The sequence below is a fragment of the Leclercia adecarboxylata genome, from assembly GCF_023639785.1.
Lineage (GTDB): Bacteria > Pseudomonadota > Gammaproteobacteria > Enterobacterales > Enterobacteriaceae > Enterobacter > Enterobacter adecarboxylatus_D.
In genome coordinates, this window is sequence record NZ_CP098325.1 from 1,613,116 (window position 1) to 1,629,060 (window position 15,945).

At 54.7% G+C, this 15,945-nt stretch carries 13 protein-coding genes and 1 tRNA gene; 9 read left to right on the forward strand and 5 right to left on the reverse strand.

All coding sequences use genetic code 11. The features are described from left to right. Positions 1–54: 54 nt before the first annotated feature. On the reverse strand, positions 55–1,245 hold the full coding sequence (gene rlmI, locus NB069_RS07500) for a 23S rRNA (cytosine(1962)-C(5))-methyltransferase RlmI (RefSeq protein ID WP_250588780.1): 1,191 nt from the start codon (positions 1,243–1,245) through the stop codon (positions 55–57). A gap of 175 nt (positions 1,246–1,420) precedes the next feature. Here rlmI and NB069_RS07505 point away from each other — a divergent pair, with 175 nt between their 5' ends. From NB069_RS07505 to yccX, 3 genes are all read left to right on the forward strand, one after another. Then, positions 1,421–1,978, forward strand: coding sequence for a kinase inhibitor (locus tag NB069_RS07505; protein WP_250588781.1), 558 nt, complete (start codon positions 1,421–1,423; stop codon positions 1,976–1,978). A gap of 10 nt (positions 1,979–1,988) precedes the next feature. Then, complete coding sequence (locus tag NB069_RS07510) at positions 1,989–2,777, forward strand: helix-turn-helix transcriptional regulator (RefSeq protein WP_250588782.1); 789 nt, start codon at positions 1,989–1,991, stop codon at positions 2,775–2,777. Between the two features lie 62 nt (positions 2,778–2,839). Next, positions 2,840–3,121: an acylphosphatase gene (gene yccX, locus NB069_RS07515; RefSeq protein ID WP_250588783.1), complete on the forward strand. Its 282-nt coding sequence runs from the start codon at positions 2,840–2,842 to the stop codon at positions 3,119–3,121. Here yccX and tusE read toward each other — a convergent pair. Beyond that, positions 3,118–3,447, reverse strand: a complete 330-nt coding sequence (gene tusE, locus NB069_RS07520) for a sulfurtransferase TusE (RefSeq protein WP_250588784.1) — start codon at positions 3,445–3,447, stop codon at positions 3,118–3,120. The genes yccX and tusE overlap by 4 nt on opposite strands. Before the next feature lie 86 nt (positions 3,448–3,533). Continuing rightward, positions 3,534–4,193: an FtsH protease modulator YccA gene (yccA, locus tag NB069_RS07525; RefSeq protein WP_039029428.1), complete on the reverse strand. Its 660-nt coding sequence runs from the start codon at positions 4,191–4,193 to the stop codon at positions 3,534–3,536. Between the two features lie 267 nt (positions 4,194–4,460). Between yccA and NB069_RS07530 the strand changes: the two genes are divergently transcribed. The 6 genes from NB069_RS07530 (at position 4,461) to NB069_RS07555 (ending at position 12,557) form a co-directional block, all read left to right on the forward strand. Further along, a complete protein-coding gene (locus NB069_RS07530; RefSeq protein ID WP_250588785.1) occupies positions 4,461–6,089 on the forward strand; it encodes an ABC transporter substrate-binding protein in 1,629 nt (542 codons plus the stop codon). Positions 6,090–6,221: 132 nt separating this feature from the next. After that, a tRNA-Ser gene (locus NB069_RS07535) sits at positions 6,222–6,309 on the forward strand. A gap of 239 nt (positions 6,310–6,548) precedes the next feature. Next, complete coding sequence (locus NB069_RS07540) at positions 6,549–8,546, forward strand: BCCT family transporter (RefSeq protein WP_250588786.1); 1,998 nt, start codon at positions 6,549–6,551, stop codon at positions 8,544–8,546. A 64-nt stretch (positions 8,547–8,610) separates the two neighbouring features. Further along, positions 8,611–9,894, forward strand: coding sequence for a DUF2254 domain-containing protein (locus NB069_RS07545; protein WP_250588787.1), 1,284 nt, complete (start codon positions 8,611–8,613; stop codon positions 9,892–9,894). Between the two features lie 190 nt (positions 9,895–10,084). Beyond that, entirely contained in the window at positions 10,085–10,450 is a 366-nt protein-coding gene (locus NB069_RS07550) for a hypothetical protein (protein ID WP_250588788.1), read from the forward strand. Between the two features lie 10 nt (positions 10,451–10,460). Continuing rightward, the gene (locus NB069_RS07555; protein ID WP_250588789.1) at positions 10,461–12,557 is read left to right on the forward strand and encodes a pyrroloquinoline quinone-dependent dehydrogenase; all 2,097 of its coding nucleotides are present in this window, start codon (positions 10,461–10,463) and stop codon (positions 12,555–12,557) included. Between the two features lie 66 nt (positions 12,558–12,623). On the opposite strand, the gene NB069_RS07560 is transcribed toward NB069_RS07555, so the two are convergent. Together NB069_RS07560 and NB069_RS07565 are read right to left on the reverse strand one after the other, a co-directional pair. Next, the gene (locus tag NB069_RS07560; protein ID WP_250588790.1) at positions 12,624–14,303 is read right to left on the reverse strand and encodes a glycoside hydrolase family 43 protein; all 1,680 of its coding nucleotides are present in this window, start codon (positions 14,301–14,303) and stop codon (positions 12,624–12,626) included. Positions 14,304–14,365: 62 nt separating this feature from the next. Then, on the reverse strand, positions 14,366–15,805 hold the full coding sequence (locus tag NB069_RS07565; protein WP_250589471.1) for an MFS transporter: 1,440 nt from the start codon (positions 15,803–15,805) through the stop codon (positions 14,366–14,368). Positions 15,806–15,945 lie beyond the last annotated feature (140 nt).

A 15,945-nucleotide genomic window follows, 5' to 3' on the forward strand; every position in this document is an offset into this window, starting at 1 on the left:
CTCCCGGGAAACGTTACTTACACTATAGGTGTGGGCAACCTTCCACTTTTCAAGTTACATGATGCGACAGGCAAATCCTTTCAGATACAGCCCTTCCGGATAGGTAGCGATCACCGGATGATCGGCCGCCTGACGGAACTGCTCTATAAATTGTACATCACGACCAGCATCTACAGCGGCATCTGCGATAATTTTCTGGAATAATTCGGTGGTCATCAGGCCGGAGCAGGAGAAGGTCAGCAGCACGCCACCTGGATTAAGCAGCTGGATCGCCAGCATATTAATGTCTTTATACCCACGGCAGGCACCCATCAGCTGGTTCTTGTTTTCCACGAACTTCGGCGGATCCATCACAATCACGTCAAACTTTTCGCCCTGGTCGCGGTATTTGCGCAGCAGCTTGAAGACGTCATCGCGAACAAATTCCGCTTTGCTCAGGTCCAGCTTGTTCAGCTCAACGTTCTGCTTCGCCACATCCAGTGCTTCCTGTGAGGTATCGACGCTCACCACCTGGCTGCAGCCGCCCATCAGGGCCGAAACCGCAAAGCCGCCGGTGTAGGAGAAGCAGTTCAGCACGCGTTTACCGGCAACGTACTGGCGGGTTGCCAGACGGCTGTCGCGCTGATCGAGGTAGTAACCGGTTTTATGGCCACCCTGAATATCCACCAGCAGCTTCATGCCGTGCTCTTCAATAGGCAGCAGGGCTGGCGGCAATTCGCCCGTTACCGGGCCCTGGGTCAGTTCCATACCCTCTTTTTTACGCACCGCAACGTCGCTGCGATCGTATATGGCGCATTCAGGGAACAGCGTCTGCAGGGCGCTGATCAATGCCGCACGCTGATATTCAGCGCCCGCGCTTAACAGCTGCAGCACCAGGAAGTTGCCGAAACGGTCGATAGTCACGCCCGGCAGGCCGTCGGATTCACCGGCGATCAGACGATAGCTGTCCAGCCCGTCGCGTTTTGCCAGCCAGTCGCGCCACTGCTGCGCCTGCTGCAGGCGGCGGACAAAGAAGTCGATATCGATGGATTCATCTTTATCAAACGTCCAGACGCGCGCCCGGATCTGCGAGGCAGGTGAGTACGCGCCGCGCGCTAACCATTTCCCCTGGTGGTCCACGATATCGATGGTTTCACCGAGGCTGGCTTTGCCTTCCATGCGGGCAACCGCACCAGAGAAGACCCAGGGATGGCGGCGCAGCAACGACTTCTCGCGCCCTTTGGCTAACACTAAACGTACACTCATAATTTTCTGTTCTGTCGATTCCAGGGAAATGGCGCGTAGAGTAGCACAGATGCCCAGGGGCAATCATCTGCGGACACTATTGAGCGTTTCGGCACATTTTAAAATCGATCGGGCACATTATGATTTCCCCGCGGGCTTTACAGTGTGGTTTCCGGTTCAGCAAAAGGAAACAACAATGAAAAATCATATTGCCATCCTCGTCAGCATCCTGGCGACAAGCCCTTTTACGGTTTCTGCGGCCCTGCCGTTTAGCCTCAGCAGCCAGGATATCGCCGACGGTCATCCCTTAACGCAACAGCAGGTCTTTGCCGGGTTCGGCTGCCAGGGGGGCAATACTTCGCCACAGTTGGCCTGGCAGCATCCGCCCGCAGGGACAAAAAGCTTCGCCATTACGGCGTACGATCCCGCCGCCCCCACCGGCAGCGGCTGGTGGCACTGGACGCTGGTCAATATTCCCGCTAAGACGCTGAGCCTGCCCGCCGGTGTCGGGAAAACCAACAGCGATAAATTACCGGCAGGCGCGGTGCAGGGGCGGAATGATTTCGGGTATGCTGGCTTTGGCGGGGCATGTCCGCCTGAAGGGGATAAACCGCACCCATATCAGTTCACCGTCTGGGCGCTGAATGTGGATAAACTGCCGCTCGACAGCAACGCCAGCGGCGCACTGGTTGGCTTTATGCTCAACAGCCACGTGCTGGCGAAAGCACAATTAACCGCAACATACTCACGATAAAGGTGGCCCGGTGCAGGAGTTTCATTTTCAACATAACCATCTGACAGCGGCTGAGGTCAATGCCAGTAAAATGCATCGCCTGCACCACGTTAAGCTCTTCTATCCGGCCATCTGCCACATTACGCGCGGCAGCAAGGTGATTATCCAGGATGAGAGGCGCTTAGTGGCAACGCCGGATGAGCTCATTATCATTCCGGCGAACACCCCGATGGAGATCATCAATCAGCCTGCGCAGGACGTGTTCCATTCGGATCTGCTGCTGTTATCGCCCGACCTCATCGCCGAGTTTAAAACGCGTTATCTCCAGTCCTGGCCGCGTTCAAAAACGGACTCACTGTGTGCCCCGCTCAGCGAAGGGCTCGCCTTTATGTGGGGCAACCTGCTGCACGCGGTGCGGCATAATTTTTCCGATGAGCTGCAAAAGCATCAGGCCTTCGGGCTCCTGCTGGCGTTGCTGCATGATGGAGTGGCCGGTCCGCTGCTGATTGAACGAAATATCCACCTTACCGAGCAGGTACGGCATTTCATTATGCAGGCGCCCGCGCGGGCATGGACGGCGCAGGACGTTGCCAGCCGTCTGGCTTTGAGCGTGCCGACCTTACGCCGACGCCTACGGGAAGAGTCGCAAAGCTTTCGCCAGATTGTGGAGGAGGTGCGTATGGCGGTGGCACTCTCACAGCTGCAGTCGACCCGCCTGCCCATTGGCGAGATCGCCATGCAGTGCGGGTATCTTTCCAGCTCCCGTTTTACGGCCCGTTTCCGTCAGCATTACGGCTGTTTACCCAAAACGCTGCGCTAATTCTCCGGCCATAATTTGCTATTCTTTGGGTTCAGAACCAGGCATGGATAAGGGGAGGGAGTATGGCACAGGTCTGCATTATCGCGTGGGTTCACGGCACGGTTCAGGGGGTCGGTTTTCGTTACAGCACGCAGCGTGAGGCCACAGAGCTGGGGCTGACGGGCTACGCACGCAATATGGATGACGGCAGCGTCGAGGTGGTGGCGTGCGGCGAGGCGGAGCAGGTTGATAAACTGCTCGACTGGCTTAAGGCGGGCGGGCCACGCATCGCGCGGGTTGAAAAGGTTCTGTCAGAACCGCATCAACCCGGCCGGGAATACGTGAATTTCGGTATTCGCTATTAAATGCACTTTACGGGCTTAGGCAGACCGGCGATTTTGGTCGCCTGTTTTGCCGGGCCTTTCGGGAACAGGCGGTACAGATAGCGGCTGTTGCCTTTCTCCTCGCCGTACTTATTAGCCATCGCTTTCACCAGCATGCGGATGGCGGGGGAGGTGTTGAATTCCAGATAGAAATCACGCACGAAGCGCACCACTTCCCAGTGCTCTGGCGTCAGGGCGATAGACTCTTTTTCGGCAATAACAGCCGCCAGCCCTTCGCTCCACTGGCCGGTCTCTTTCAGATAGCCTTCGCTATCGGTCTCAATCTCTTTACCTTCAAAGTTCAGCATAATCATCACGGGTATATCGAAAACCGCGGCAGTTTACCAAAAAAGAAAGCCCCGCATAAGCGGGGCTCGTTATACAGCACTGTCGGTTAATCGCGGCTGGCGAAGCCCAGGATGCTCAGCAGGCTGACGAAGATGTTGTACAGCGACACATACAGGCTCACGGTGGCGCGGATGTAATTGGTCTCGCCGCCATGAATGATGTTGCTGGTTTCCATCAGAATCGCCCCGGAGGAGATCAGGATGAACACTGCGCTGATAGCCAGATGCAGGGCCGGCAGCTGCAGGAAGATATTTGCAACCATACCGATCAGCACCACGACGATGCCTGCCATCAGCATACCGCCGAGGAAAGACATGTCTTTGCGGGTGGTCAGCACGTAGGCGGAACAGCAGAAGAACACCGCAGCCGTACCCCCCAGCGCCAGGCCGATCAGGTCACCCATACCGGCAGACAGATAGGTGTTAAGCATTGGCCCCAGAATGTAGCCCAGGAAACCGGTGAAAGCGAAGGCGGACAGAATACCGACCGGCTTATCAGCGGTTTTGTAGGTCAGGAACATCAGACCATACATGCCGACCAGAGTCAGGATAAGCCCCGGTGATGGCAGCATCAGCACGGTGCTGGCAGTTGCCGTCAGCGCGGAGAAGGCCAGCGTCAGGCTGAGCATAAAATACGTATTGCGCAGCACCTTGTGGGTGCTGAGTAGCGATGTGCGGTCGCGTGAAGAACTAATAATACGATCCATGAGTCACTCTCTTATGACAGATGTAATTAACGGCAAGAATAGAAAACGACGCGCCGGTTACAAAGTGGTTTTACCCATCTTTACTCAGCGTCTTAGGCCCCGGAATAGCATGATATGTTCCATAACGTCATGAACGCAGAACGAACCCCGGTTTGTCAGGATTAATCAGATCAAGCTCTTATAGGTCACTGAAATATATTGCCTTATTCCAGCCGCAGCGCTAAGAGTTATTTTGCATCGTCAAAACAACACTATAAGGCGAAGGAAATGAAACCCTCATCACAAGCAACATTTACCCTCTCTTTGCTGACAGCAGGCATCCTGTGCGCAAGCGCAACGGCGTTTGCGGCCAGCGTGCCGGCAGGAACGGAGCTGGCAGAGAAGCAGGAACTGGTCAGGAATAATGGCAATGAGCCGGCATCGCTCGATCCGCATAAAGTCGAAAGCGATGTCGAATTCAATATTATCAGCGATTTGTTCGATGGGCTGGTCAGCGTCTCGCCGCAAGGGGAGATCCAGCCGCGGCTGGCCGGGAAGTGGGACAACAAAGACAACACCGTCTGGACCTTCCATTTGCGTCCGGGCATTACCTGGAGTGACGGCACGGCCATTACCGCCCAGGACGTGGTCTGGAGCTGGCAGCGGCTGGTGGATCCGAAAACCGCCTCGCCGTACGCCAGCTATCCTGGCAACATGCACATCGTCAATGCCGCCGATATTGCCCAGGGCAAAAAAGCCCCCGATACCATGGGCGTAAAGGCGCTGAACGACACCACTCTCGAAGTGACGCTCAACCAGCCTAACGCGGCGTTCCTTGCCATGCTGGCGCACCCGTCGCTGGTGCCGGTGGATAAGGTGCTGATTGGCCGCTATGGCGATAAGTGGACCAAACCGGAGCACTTCGTCAGCAGCGGGGCTTACAGGCTCAGCCAGTGGGTGGTCAATGAGCGGATTATCGCCGAGCGCAACCCGCGCTACTGGGATAACGCCCATACCGTCATCAATAAAGTGACTTATCTGCCCATCACCTCGGAAGCCGCCGATGTGAACCGCTACAAGGCGGGCGAGATTGATATTGCCTACACTCTGCCAATCAACCAGTTCGCTCAGTTGCAAAAGACCCTGGGGAAAGAGGTGGATGTCTCTCCGCAGCTGGCGACCTACTACTACGAATTCAACACCACCCGTCCGCCGTTTAACGATCCGCGCGTGCGTAAGGCGCTGAACCTGGCGCTGGATAAGGACATTATCGCCGGGAAGGTGCTGGGGCAGGGGCAGCGTCCGGCGTGGGTCATCAGCCAGCCGGACATCGGCGGGGTCAAACTGAACAACCCGGATTACGCCAGCTGGCCAATGGATAAACGCATCGCTGAGGCGAAAAAGCTGCTGAACGAAGCAGGCTTCAACGAGGGACATCCGCTGAGCTTTAATCTGCTGTATAACACCTCGGAATCACACCAGCGTATTGCCATCGCCGTCAGCTCAATGTGGAAGAAAAACCTCGGGGTAGAGGCGAAGCTGCAAAACCAGGAGTGGAAGACGATGCTGGATACTATGCACACCCACAACTTTGATGCGGTGCGCTACGCCTGGATTGCCGATTACGACGATGCGGCGACCTTCCTGAACAACTTCCGTACCGGCGACAGCGAGAACACCAGCCAGTACAGTAATCCGGCCTATGACGAGGCGCTGGTCAACGCCGCGAAAGCCAAAACCACCGCCGAGCGTGGGGCATTCTACCAGCAGGCGGAAGATCTGCTGGCGCGGGATGTCCCGGCGATCCCGGTTTACCACTACGTGCGTACCCACCTGGTTAAGCCCTGGGTGGGCGGGTTTACGCCGGATAAGCTCGGGTACTATTTCACAAAGGATATGTACATCAAAAAGCACTGAAGGCCCTTGCTGAGAAAATAGCCAATACGTTGCCTATTCAACCGATTAAACCCGTTTTGGCTATTTTTAAGGCGAACGATTGTGTTCATACTTTACAGCGCACACGGAGGTGTTTATAGTTCGCCTCACTTAGGAAGCGTGGCCGAGCGGTTGAAGGCACCGGTCTTGAAAACCGGCGACCCGAAAGGGTTCTAGAGTTCGAATCTCTACGCTTCCGCCAAATCTGGAAAGCCCTGCGATAGCAATATCGCGGGGCTTTTTCTTTTATTGTTTTACCAAAAAATGACCTGACGTCAGTCAGATTCAGTCCCGCACTGAATAAATTAACCCCAGAAAACTCAGGAGCATAAAAACGTAACATTGCCATCATGAACTGCAAAAGCAGACTAATTTTGCTAACCTGAAAGAGATGATTCCTCTCATCCGGAGCGGTTTCAGTTTTAACGGAATAAATTACCTATGAGTGAAAATAATCCCATCCCAAAGCAGTCCAAAAGCAAGATTAACAAAGCGGTCTTCTATACATCTGCTTTGTTAATTTTCCTTCTCGTTGCATTTGCAGCGATTTTCCCCGACGTTGCCGACAAAAATTTTAAACTGCTGCAGCAGCAGATCTTCACCAACGCCAGCTGGTTCTATATCCTGGCGGTCGCGCTGATATTACTGAGCGTGACGTTTCTGGGTTTGTCTCGCTACGGCGATATCAAACTGGGCCCCGACCATGCCCAGCCCGATTTCAGTTACCACTCCTGGTTTGCCATGCTGTTTTCGGCAGGGATGGGGATCGGCCTGATGTTCTTCGGCGTAGCCGAGCCGGTCATGCACTATCTCTCTCCGCCGGTAGGCACCCCCGAGACCGTTGCCGCCGCCAAAGAAGCAATGCGGTTAACCTTCTTCCACTGGGGGCTTCACGCCTGGGCAATCTATGCCATTGTTGCGTTGATCCTTGCCTTTTTCAGCTACCGTCACGGTCTGCCGCTGACGTTGCGCTCGGCGCTCTATCCTATCATCGGTGACAAAATTTATGGGCCAATAGGACACGCCGTCGATATTTTTGCCGTTATCGGCACCGTGTTTGGGGTGGCGACCTCGCTGGGCTACGGCGTATTGCAGGTGAATGCCGGGCTTAATCATCTCTTCGGTGTGCCTATCAATGAAACGGTGCAGGTCATCCTGATAGTGGTGATCACCGGCCTGGCGACCATTTCCGTCGTCTCCGGCCTGGATAAAGGCATCCGCATTCTGTCCGAGCTTAATCTGGGGCTGGCCTTGCTGCTGCTGGTGCTGGTGCTGTGTCTGGGGCCTACCGTCCTGCTGCTGAAGTCTTTCGTTGAAAACACTGGCGGCTATCTCTCTGAACTGGTGAGTAAGACGTTCAACCTTTACGCCTACGAGCCAAAATCCAGCAACTGGCTGGGGGGCTGGACGCTGCTGTACTGGGGCTGGTGGCTCTCCTGGTCGCCTTTTGTCGGGATGTTCATCGCCCGCGTCTCACGCGGCAGAACCATTCGTGAATTCGTAACCGGTGTGCTCTTTGTCCCGGCCGGTTTCACCCTGATGTGGATGACCGTTTTCGGCAATAGCGCGATTTATCTCATTATGACCCAGGGGGCAACCGATCTGGCGAACACGGTACAGCAGGATGTGGCGCTGGCGCTGTTCAATTTCCTCGAGCATTTCCCGTTCTCATCCATACTGTCGTTTATTGCCATGGCGATGGTCATTGTCTTCTTTGTCACCTCAGCCGACTCGGGTGCCATGGTGGTGGACACGCTGGCATCCGGCGGCGAACCGAATACGCCGGTCTGGCAGCGCATTTTCTGGGCCGCGCTGATGGGGGTGGTAGCCATTGCGCTGCTTCTTGCCGGTGGGCTAAGCGCGCTGCAAACGGTCACTATTGCCAGCGCATTACCGTTTTCCGTCATCCTGCTTATCTCGATCTACGGCCTGCTGAAGGCGCTGCGTCGCGATTTAACCAAGCGCGAGAGCCTGAGCATGGCGACTATCGCCCCTACCGCGGCCCGCAATCCTATTCCGTGGCAGCGGCGTTTACGTAACATCGCCTATCTGCCGAAGCGCTCACTGGTGAAGCGCTTTATGGATGAGGTGATCCAGCCGGCGATGACGCTGGTTCAGGAGGAGCTGAGCAAACAGGGCACGGTGAGCCGAATCAGCGATGCGTCAGACGATCGACTTCGCTTTGAAGTTGACTTAGGCAATGAGCTGAACTTTCTCTATGAAGTCAGGCTGCGTGGCTATAACTCGCCGACTTTCGCCCTGGCGGCTATCGATAACGACGAACAGCAGGCGGAGCAGCACCGGTACTATCGTGCGGAAGTCTACCTCAAAGAGGGGGGACAGGATTACGACGTGATGAGCTGGACTCAGGAACAGCTTATCAACGACATTCTTGACCAGTACGAAAAGCATCTGCACTTCCTGCATCTGGTTCGTTAATCTCTCAATGCCGCCCTCTCTGGCGGCATTTTTTTATCCTGCAACTGACGAAAAGAGGTCCCTGATGATGTCGCGCTGGCGGTGGATACTGGCACAGGTCTTTAAAAAACTCTGGTTCAGGGCAACGCTGTTCGCCATTGCGGCCGTTATCACGGCGCTGATATCCATCTTTTTTAAATCGATGATCCCGGAGACCCTGTCGGTCAAGGTGGGGGCCGAAGCGGTCGACAACATCCTCAATATCCTCGCGTCAAGCATGCTGGCCGTGACCACCTTTTCCCTTAGCATCATGGTCTCCGCCTACGGCTCAGCGACGACGAACGTCACCCCCCGCGCCACGCGGCTGGTTGTGGAGGATGTCACCACCCAAAACGTGCTGGCCACCTTTATTGGCTCGTTTCTCTTTAGCCTGGTGGGGATCATCGCCCTGAATATGGGGGCATACGGGGAACGGGGACGGGTGATTTTATTTATCGTCACCCTGGTCGTCATTGCGCTGATTCTGTTTACGCTGCTGCGCTGGATCCAGCATCTGACCGCGCTCGGACGCGTCGGGGAGACCACCAGAAAAGTGGAGGATGCGGCGTTAGAAACCTTTCTTGAACGGGCTAAAAACCCTTACCTTGGCGGTTACCCCTGGCTTGAGAAGGGTGTTCAGCCAAAGGGAACAGTGGCGATCTATCCCCGCAGCATTGGCTATGTTGAGTATGTTGATATTGACAGGCTTCACGCCCTGCTATCCGGCAGTCCACTGCACGTTTACCTTGTGTCGCAGCCCGGCAGTTTCGTCCATCCTACCCAGCCTGTGATGTACGTAACGACCGGCGAAGCCAGCGCGTTGTATGAAGAGCTGTTGTCGACCATTCGCGTTTCTGACGTGCGTTCTTTTAATCAGGATCCCCGGTTTTGTCTCTGCGTGCTGGCTGAAATCGCCTGTCGCGCACTTTCGCCCGCCGTCAACGATCCCGGCACCGCGATTGATGTGATTGGCAGGGGGGTAAGGGTGTTGTCTGAGTATGCCTCGAAGATGAGCGACAACGCTGAAGTGCGATACCCTACCGTTCACGTGGCGCCTCTTCAGGCCAGCGACCTGATGGAAGATTTTTTTTCACCCATCGCGCGCGACGGTGCCGCGATGCGAGAAATACAGCTAAGAGTGCTGAAAAGCCTCAGCATGTTGAGCCGCGGCTGGCCCGCGGAGTTTGGCTTAGCCGCATCTACCCTGGCGGGTGAGGTTAAAGAGCATATTGAAAGCGCACACTATATCGATTCAGATAAGAGACGACTTCAGGCGGCCTGCACTGCTTTATTTCCGCAAAACGACGTGTCTCACACCGGGAAAGGCTGAAAGCGTGCTGCTTTCAGCCTGAGAGATCGTATAGCCTACAAAGGTTTGCACGCCCCCTTTAAATTCCTTCTTCTATACTCAGTTACGTTTAGTGAACTGTGTCGCTGTTTTACGCCCTGCTTCAGGCTTTATCAGCCGCACAAATCCACTGGTGTCTTGATTAATTTTATTTGATAGGGGACTTCCTGGTATGTTGCATTCTCATCCCTCTCGCACCGGCAGCATGTTGCTGTTGCTGGCTGCGGTCATTGGCTTTGCGGTGGCGTTATACGCCTGGCTGACGCCCCTTACCGGCGTCACCGGCACCATTGGTGCGCTGGGCGTTGCTATAGCCTGCGCCGTGCTGGCGGTACTGACCTTTATGCTACGGGGCGCGTCCGGTCGTGGCGCGCGTATCTTCCTGATTGTTGTCACGCTTGTGGTACTGGCGGGTATTGGTTTTGCGGCCGCCCTGCTGCACCAGTACATCATTACGGCAGCCATGGTGGTCGGCCTGATTGGTCTGATTATGCTGAGCAGCAATTCCGTTCATCACCATCCCCGCGTCAGAGCCTGAGGAGCCACCCGTGCATAACGATAAACACTACCCGTTAATAAAAGTCAGCATGACGGCTCTGGCACTGCTGGTTGCGCCACTCTCACTGCATGCGCAGGATAAAGCCGCTGAGGCCTCTCAGGGGACGCAGGAAGAGCTGAACGTGGATGCGGCCGACCAACAGGCGCCGGGCACCACCAAAACCACTGATGAAGCCTCAACCGGAAAAAGCGAGGGGCAGAAAGTGGCCACGGCAGCCCATCCGGGGACGCCGCTGGTGCCTTCCACCGCCACCTGGGACAGTTTTCACGGGCAACTTAATGCCCAGAAATACAGCCCGCTGACCCAGATCACCGCGGAGAACGTCGGGAAATTAAAAAAAGTCTGGGAGTTTCATACCGGCGATGTCTCGGATGGTAAGGGCGATACCCCGGCGACCGTCTGGTCAGCCACGCCCATCTTCGCCAACGACACGCTCTACATCGGCACCCCCTTCGATCGCCTGATTGCGATCGACCCGGGCACCGGGAAAGAGAAGTGGCACTACGACACCAAATCGCCGCGCAAGGCGCTGACCCAGCCGGTGCTGAAGAACCGCGGTGTCTCCTACTGGCAGGCCAAAAACCCGGTTGCCGGGGAAGCCTGCCAGAAGATCGTCTATATGGGCACGGTTGACGGCAAGCTCTACGCCCTTGACGCCGACTCCGGCAAGCCGTGCAGCAGCTTTGCCGACAACGGCGTGCTGAACGTAAACCAGTGGAACACGGTGAACGCCAAATTCCCGCTCTCCATTCTGCAGCCGCCAACGGTGGTGGGTAACCATCTGCTGATAGGCTGGGCCGGTAAAGACTGGGCCTACGCCGAAGCGCCTCCGGGCACCGTGTTTTCCATCAACGCCCAGACCGGCGAGCGGGAGTGGTCCTTCGAGGCGATTCCAGCCGACATCCGCCAACGCACGGGTACCGCTAACGTCTGGACGCACATGTCCGCCGACGAAGCCAACGGTCTGGTCTATCTCCCGGTCTCCTCCCCGTCGCCTAACTACTGGGGCGGGAACCGTGTCGACGCGATCCCGCTTGGCACCTCGACCACCGCGCTGGACATCAATACCGGTAAAGTGGTCTGGTCCCGCCAGTGGGTGCATCACGACGTGTGGGATTATGATATCAACTCCGCACCAACGCTGATGGATATCACCGTAGACGGCAAGCAGATCCCGGCGCTGATTCAGGCCACCAAGCAGGGCTTCCTGTTTGTGGTAAACCGCCTGACCGGGGAGGACGTCTGGCCTATCGAAGAGCGTCCGGTTCCGCAGGGCGACGGTTCGGTGCAGGGTGAAAAACTTTCCCCCACTCAGCCGTTCCCGACGAAGCCTGCGCCGCTGCTCGATCAGTCGAAAAAGCCGGAGATCTGGAAACTGGCCGATATGGTCGGGGCCGGCCAGTGCTCACGCCTGTGGGATAATCTGACCTATGAAGGCATGTACACGCCGCCAACCGCCAAAGGCGAGGGCGCGCTGACCTATCCGGACAGCGCCGGTGGCGTGCAGTGGGGCGGGGTAGCGTTCGATCCAAACAAGCAGATCGCTATCGTTAACACCTCACATATCGTGCAGTACGTGAAGCTCTACAGCCGCGAAGATTACGATAAAGCCGATAAAGACTCTGGCAACGAAAGCGGTTTTGCGCCGCAGGAAGGCGCGCCATACGGCATGCGTCTGCTGGTGGCCAATAACTGGCTGGGCATGCCGTGCTGGAAGCCACCGTTTGGTGAGATTGTCGCGCTGGATATGCATACCGGTGACGTGAAGTGGCGTCGTCCGGTGGGTGCTTCGCAGCAATACGGTTTCTTTATGCCGGAAAGCTGGGGCTCGCCAACCATTGGCGGCCCGGCCATCACTGCGGGTGGGGTGGTCTTTATCGGTGCCTCTATGGATGCCAAAGTTCGCGCCTACTCGGTGGAGAGCGGCGAAGAGCTGTGGTCCGATCAGGTTGAAGCGCCAGCGGTCGCCAACCCGTCGGTCTATGAATACAAAGGCCGTCAGTATGTGGCGTTTGTCGCGGGCGGGAACACTATCCTGAAGGATCAGGTGGGCGACCAGGTTGTGGTTTACGCGCTGCCTGAGTAATTTCCCGGCGTGCGATGTCAACAAAATGGGGCCCGCGGGCCCCATTTTATTTGCGAAAAACGGGCTTTAATTAAACCGCGACTCGCTTGCCTCCCGGCTATAGACGCCATTTGCAGTTAACCTGTCGCCAAGTTCCTGATAAACGAAATCATAAAAATCTGCGCTGGCATCGTAGCCCGAGTAATCGACAACCGCGAGGCCAACGAACGCGCCGGTAAAGAACCCGCCGTAGCTTTGCAGGACATAATCATCTGACAGGACCGCAGCATCCAGTTTGACAGGGATCTCTGTGAACGCGACACCATCAAAGCTGTATTCGTAGGAATAGGTTTCCTTCCGGACTTTCGTGCGGAACCAGACATACTCTGTTCCCTCCGGTATTTTGATGGCGTTATCTTTCAGGTAAGACGTATATTTCCCGCGGTTATTTTCACCTATTTCGATAACAGAACCCTTAACTTCATTCCAGGTAATGAAGACGAAGCTCCAGTGACGATCGTTGTAATAATTTGTCAGGCCCGCCATCTGTTGATAACTGAATGGATTGAATTTGATTTTAACCTGAGCATCAAAATAAAAGGCCTGCCAGCGGCGGGCAATTAGCGAAAGATCGTGGGTATTCGCTAAAGAACCTTGTCCCGTTAACGTCAACTTGCCGTCACCTGTGGTGCCCATTTTTTCGCTGAAGGGGACCCGAAGCGTATTCCAGTTAATATCGAGCGTCGCACTTTTGAAATCATCGCGCTGGCTGTGATCTTTTGCGCTTTCGGTGTCAATGGCGCCACTGGGGCCCTCGACAAAGGTTTTGCCACCATGGCCGCCTTCAATGCGCGGCCAGCCCTCTGCATCCCAGTACACTTTCTGGATAGCGGTTTCACGCCCCAGGGTTGACCAACCCCGGGGATCGTAGGCGGATTCACCCGGGCGGTTCCACGGACGTGCGCAGAGCGAGGCGTAATACCATTCGCCTTCAGGCGTCGATACTAACGCCCCATGCCCCTGTTTCTGAATATAGCTGTCCGGGGTATCGACGTTGGTCAGGAATACCTCGCCGGGCTGGGTTTCAAAGCTGTCGGCCTCTAAGGTTTTTGAGCGCGCAACAACCTCCTGATGGGTGAAAACTGTCCCGCCCTGGGCGGCGAAAAGATAGTAATAGCCGTTCAGTTTATACAGATGCGGCCCCTCAACAAGGGCGACGGCGGTGCCTCTGTAAATCGTACGCGCCGTCTCTGGTTTTAATTTTAATGTCTTTGTATCCAGCTCGGTTAAGGTAATGCCGTTGAAGGGATGATGGTATTCGCGATGGTCCCAGGTTTGTTGAACCAGATATTTACGCCCGTCTTCATCATGGAAGAGTGAGGCATCGAAACCAACGCCATTAAGCTTAATGGGATCGCTCCAGGGGCCACGAATATCTGTTGCGGTGGTCAGATAGTTTTTCATGTCCTTGAAGGCCCCTTCGGTGATTTTCACATCCGTGTAAACCAGCCAGAATTTGCCATCGGCGTAAGAGAGCGCAGGTGCCCAAATCCCGCCAGAAGAGGGATTTCCTTTCATATCTAAAAGCGCCGTTGTTGATAATGGGCTGGGCAGCAGAGTCCAGTTTTTCAGGTCTTTTGACTCATGCAGACGCACCCCCGGGAACCACTCAAACGTGGAGTTCGCGATGTAGTAGGTGTCGTCTACACGAATAATGCTGGGGTCCGGGTTAAAACCAGGGAGTACAGGGTTCTGGATAAGCCACATAACATTCTACCTTTTAACGTTTTTATGAATTTTTTATAAAGACTGTGGGTTCACATTTCAAATTAGACGCGGATCTCATCAAGCTGACGGTTAATATCGGTGACATGTTTATCGGAGATAGGATAAATATGAATCACGATCATTGAGATGACCGCTAACACTATAGGGATCCAGACTGCGGTGATAAGGATGCCGTCGATAGCACTCGCACTTTGCTGTGCCCCTGTTTCGCTAAATCCATAGGCTGCCAGTAACCACAGTGGGATCGCGCCGCCAATCGTAAAACCAATTTTGAAGAAGAGTCCCATAATGGCATTGATGATTGCAGCATTGCGCTTGCCAGATTTTAATTCCCCATAAGCAATCACTTCCGGCACCAGGGCCCACATAAATCCGGTCGCCGACGTTAATCCCCACTGCTTGATAAAGGTGGCGATATAAGCGAGCCAGAGTGCGTCATGCATCCCCTCGCGCGACCAAACGTATGTCAGTAATTCGCCAACAATAAACATGCCGAGGAAGACGTGGAAGAAGCCCTTTTTACCAAAAATTTTCTTCAGTCTGGGCCAGAAAACAGGGAACAGAATGCCGGGAACAGAGGCTACAAGGCCCACGGCGCCCATCCATTCGGAATGGCCGACAACAAACTGATTGAAAAAGCCGTTCACGGTGTTCATGAAGAACATAAAGGTAAAGGCGAGCATGAAAAATACCCCAAGAATAACCAGCGGGCGGTTATTTTTGAGTTCAAGGAAGAGGTCGGTCGTTTTAACGTTGGCCGTTTGCTCAGCTGAGGCAACAACCCGTTCTTTGGTAAATTTATAGCAAATGAACAGGGCAATCGCCCCGATAACCATATAGATCGAATATACGCCAAACCAGGCATAGTTTGCTGAGGGATCGGTATAGTTGCCCATATTGAGTTCAAGCCCAAAAAAACCGGTATCCTTGAGGCTCCGATCCTTAGGTGAGGCCATCTGGACAAACATAGGGAAGAGGGTATAGACCAGAAGGTTGGCGCTGTTGGCCAGCATCATTCGCGTGCTGGTCAATTTATCGATAGATTCAGGATCGCGGGTCAATGAGGCATTCAGCGAGCCATAGGGAATGTTTACAACGGAATAAACCAGATCAAGAGCCAAATAAACAATAAAGGCAAAGGGCACTGAACCTTTAACGCCAGGAATGGGCGCGAACAGTAACGCGGACAGAATAACCAGCGGGACGCCAGCCCTTAAAATCCACGGGCGATATTTCCCTGCTATTGAACTTCTTTTGTCAACATAGGTGCCTACCATCGGATCCCAAAAAACATTGATGATGCGCACGAACAGAAATATGAATCCCGCCGTGGCGGTACCGATTGTATTTACCGTCAACATGTGCAGCGCCAGAAAACCGCCAATCGTACCAAACACCAGGTTCTGCGCAAAGTCGCCCATCCCGTAGCCAATGCGCTCCCCGCGAGATAATTTATGATATTCATCATGCCGGCTTTGCATTATGTTTTTACTCATTCTAATCCGATCTCCGATTTGTTTTATGAATGTTAAGCTCTTTCTGACACAGGTGACCAGGGGGGATCCATTACGTTTTTAAATTAATTTATTATGTTTTTTTATTTCTGTGATCCTGGCGCGCA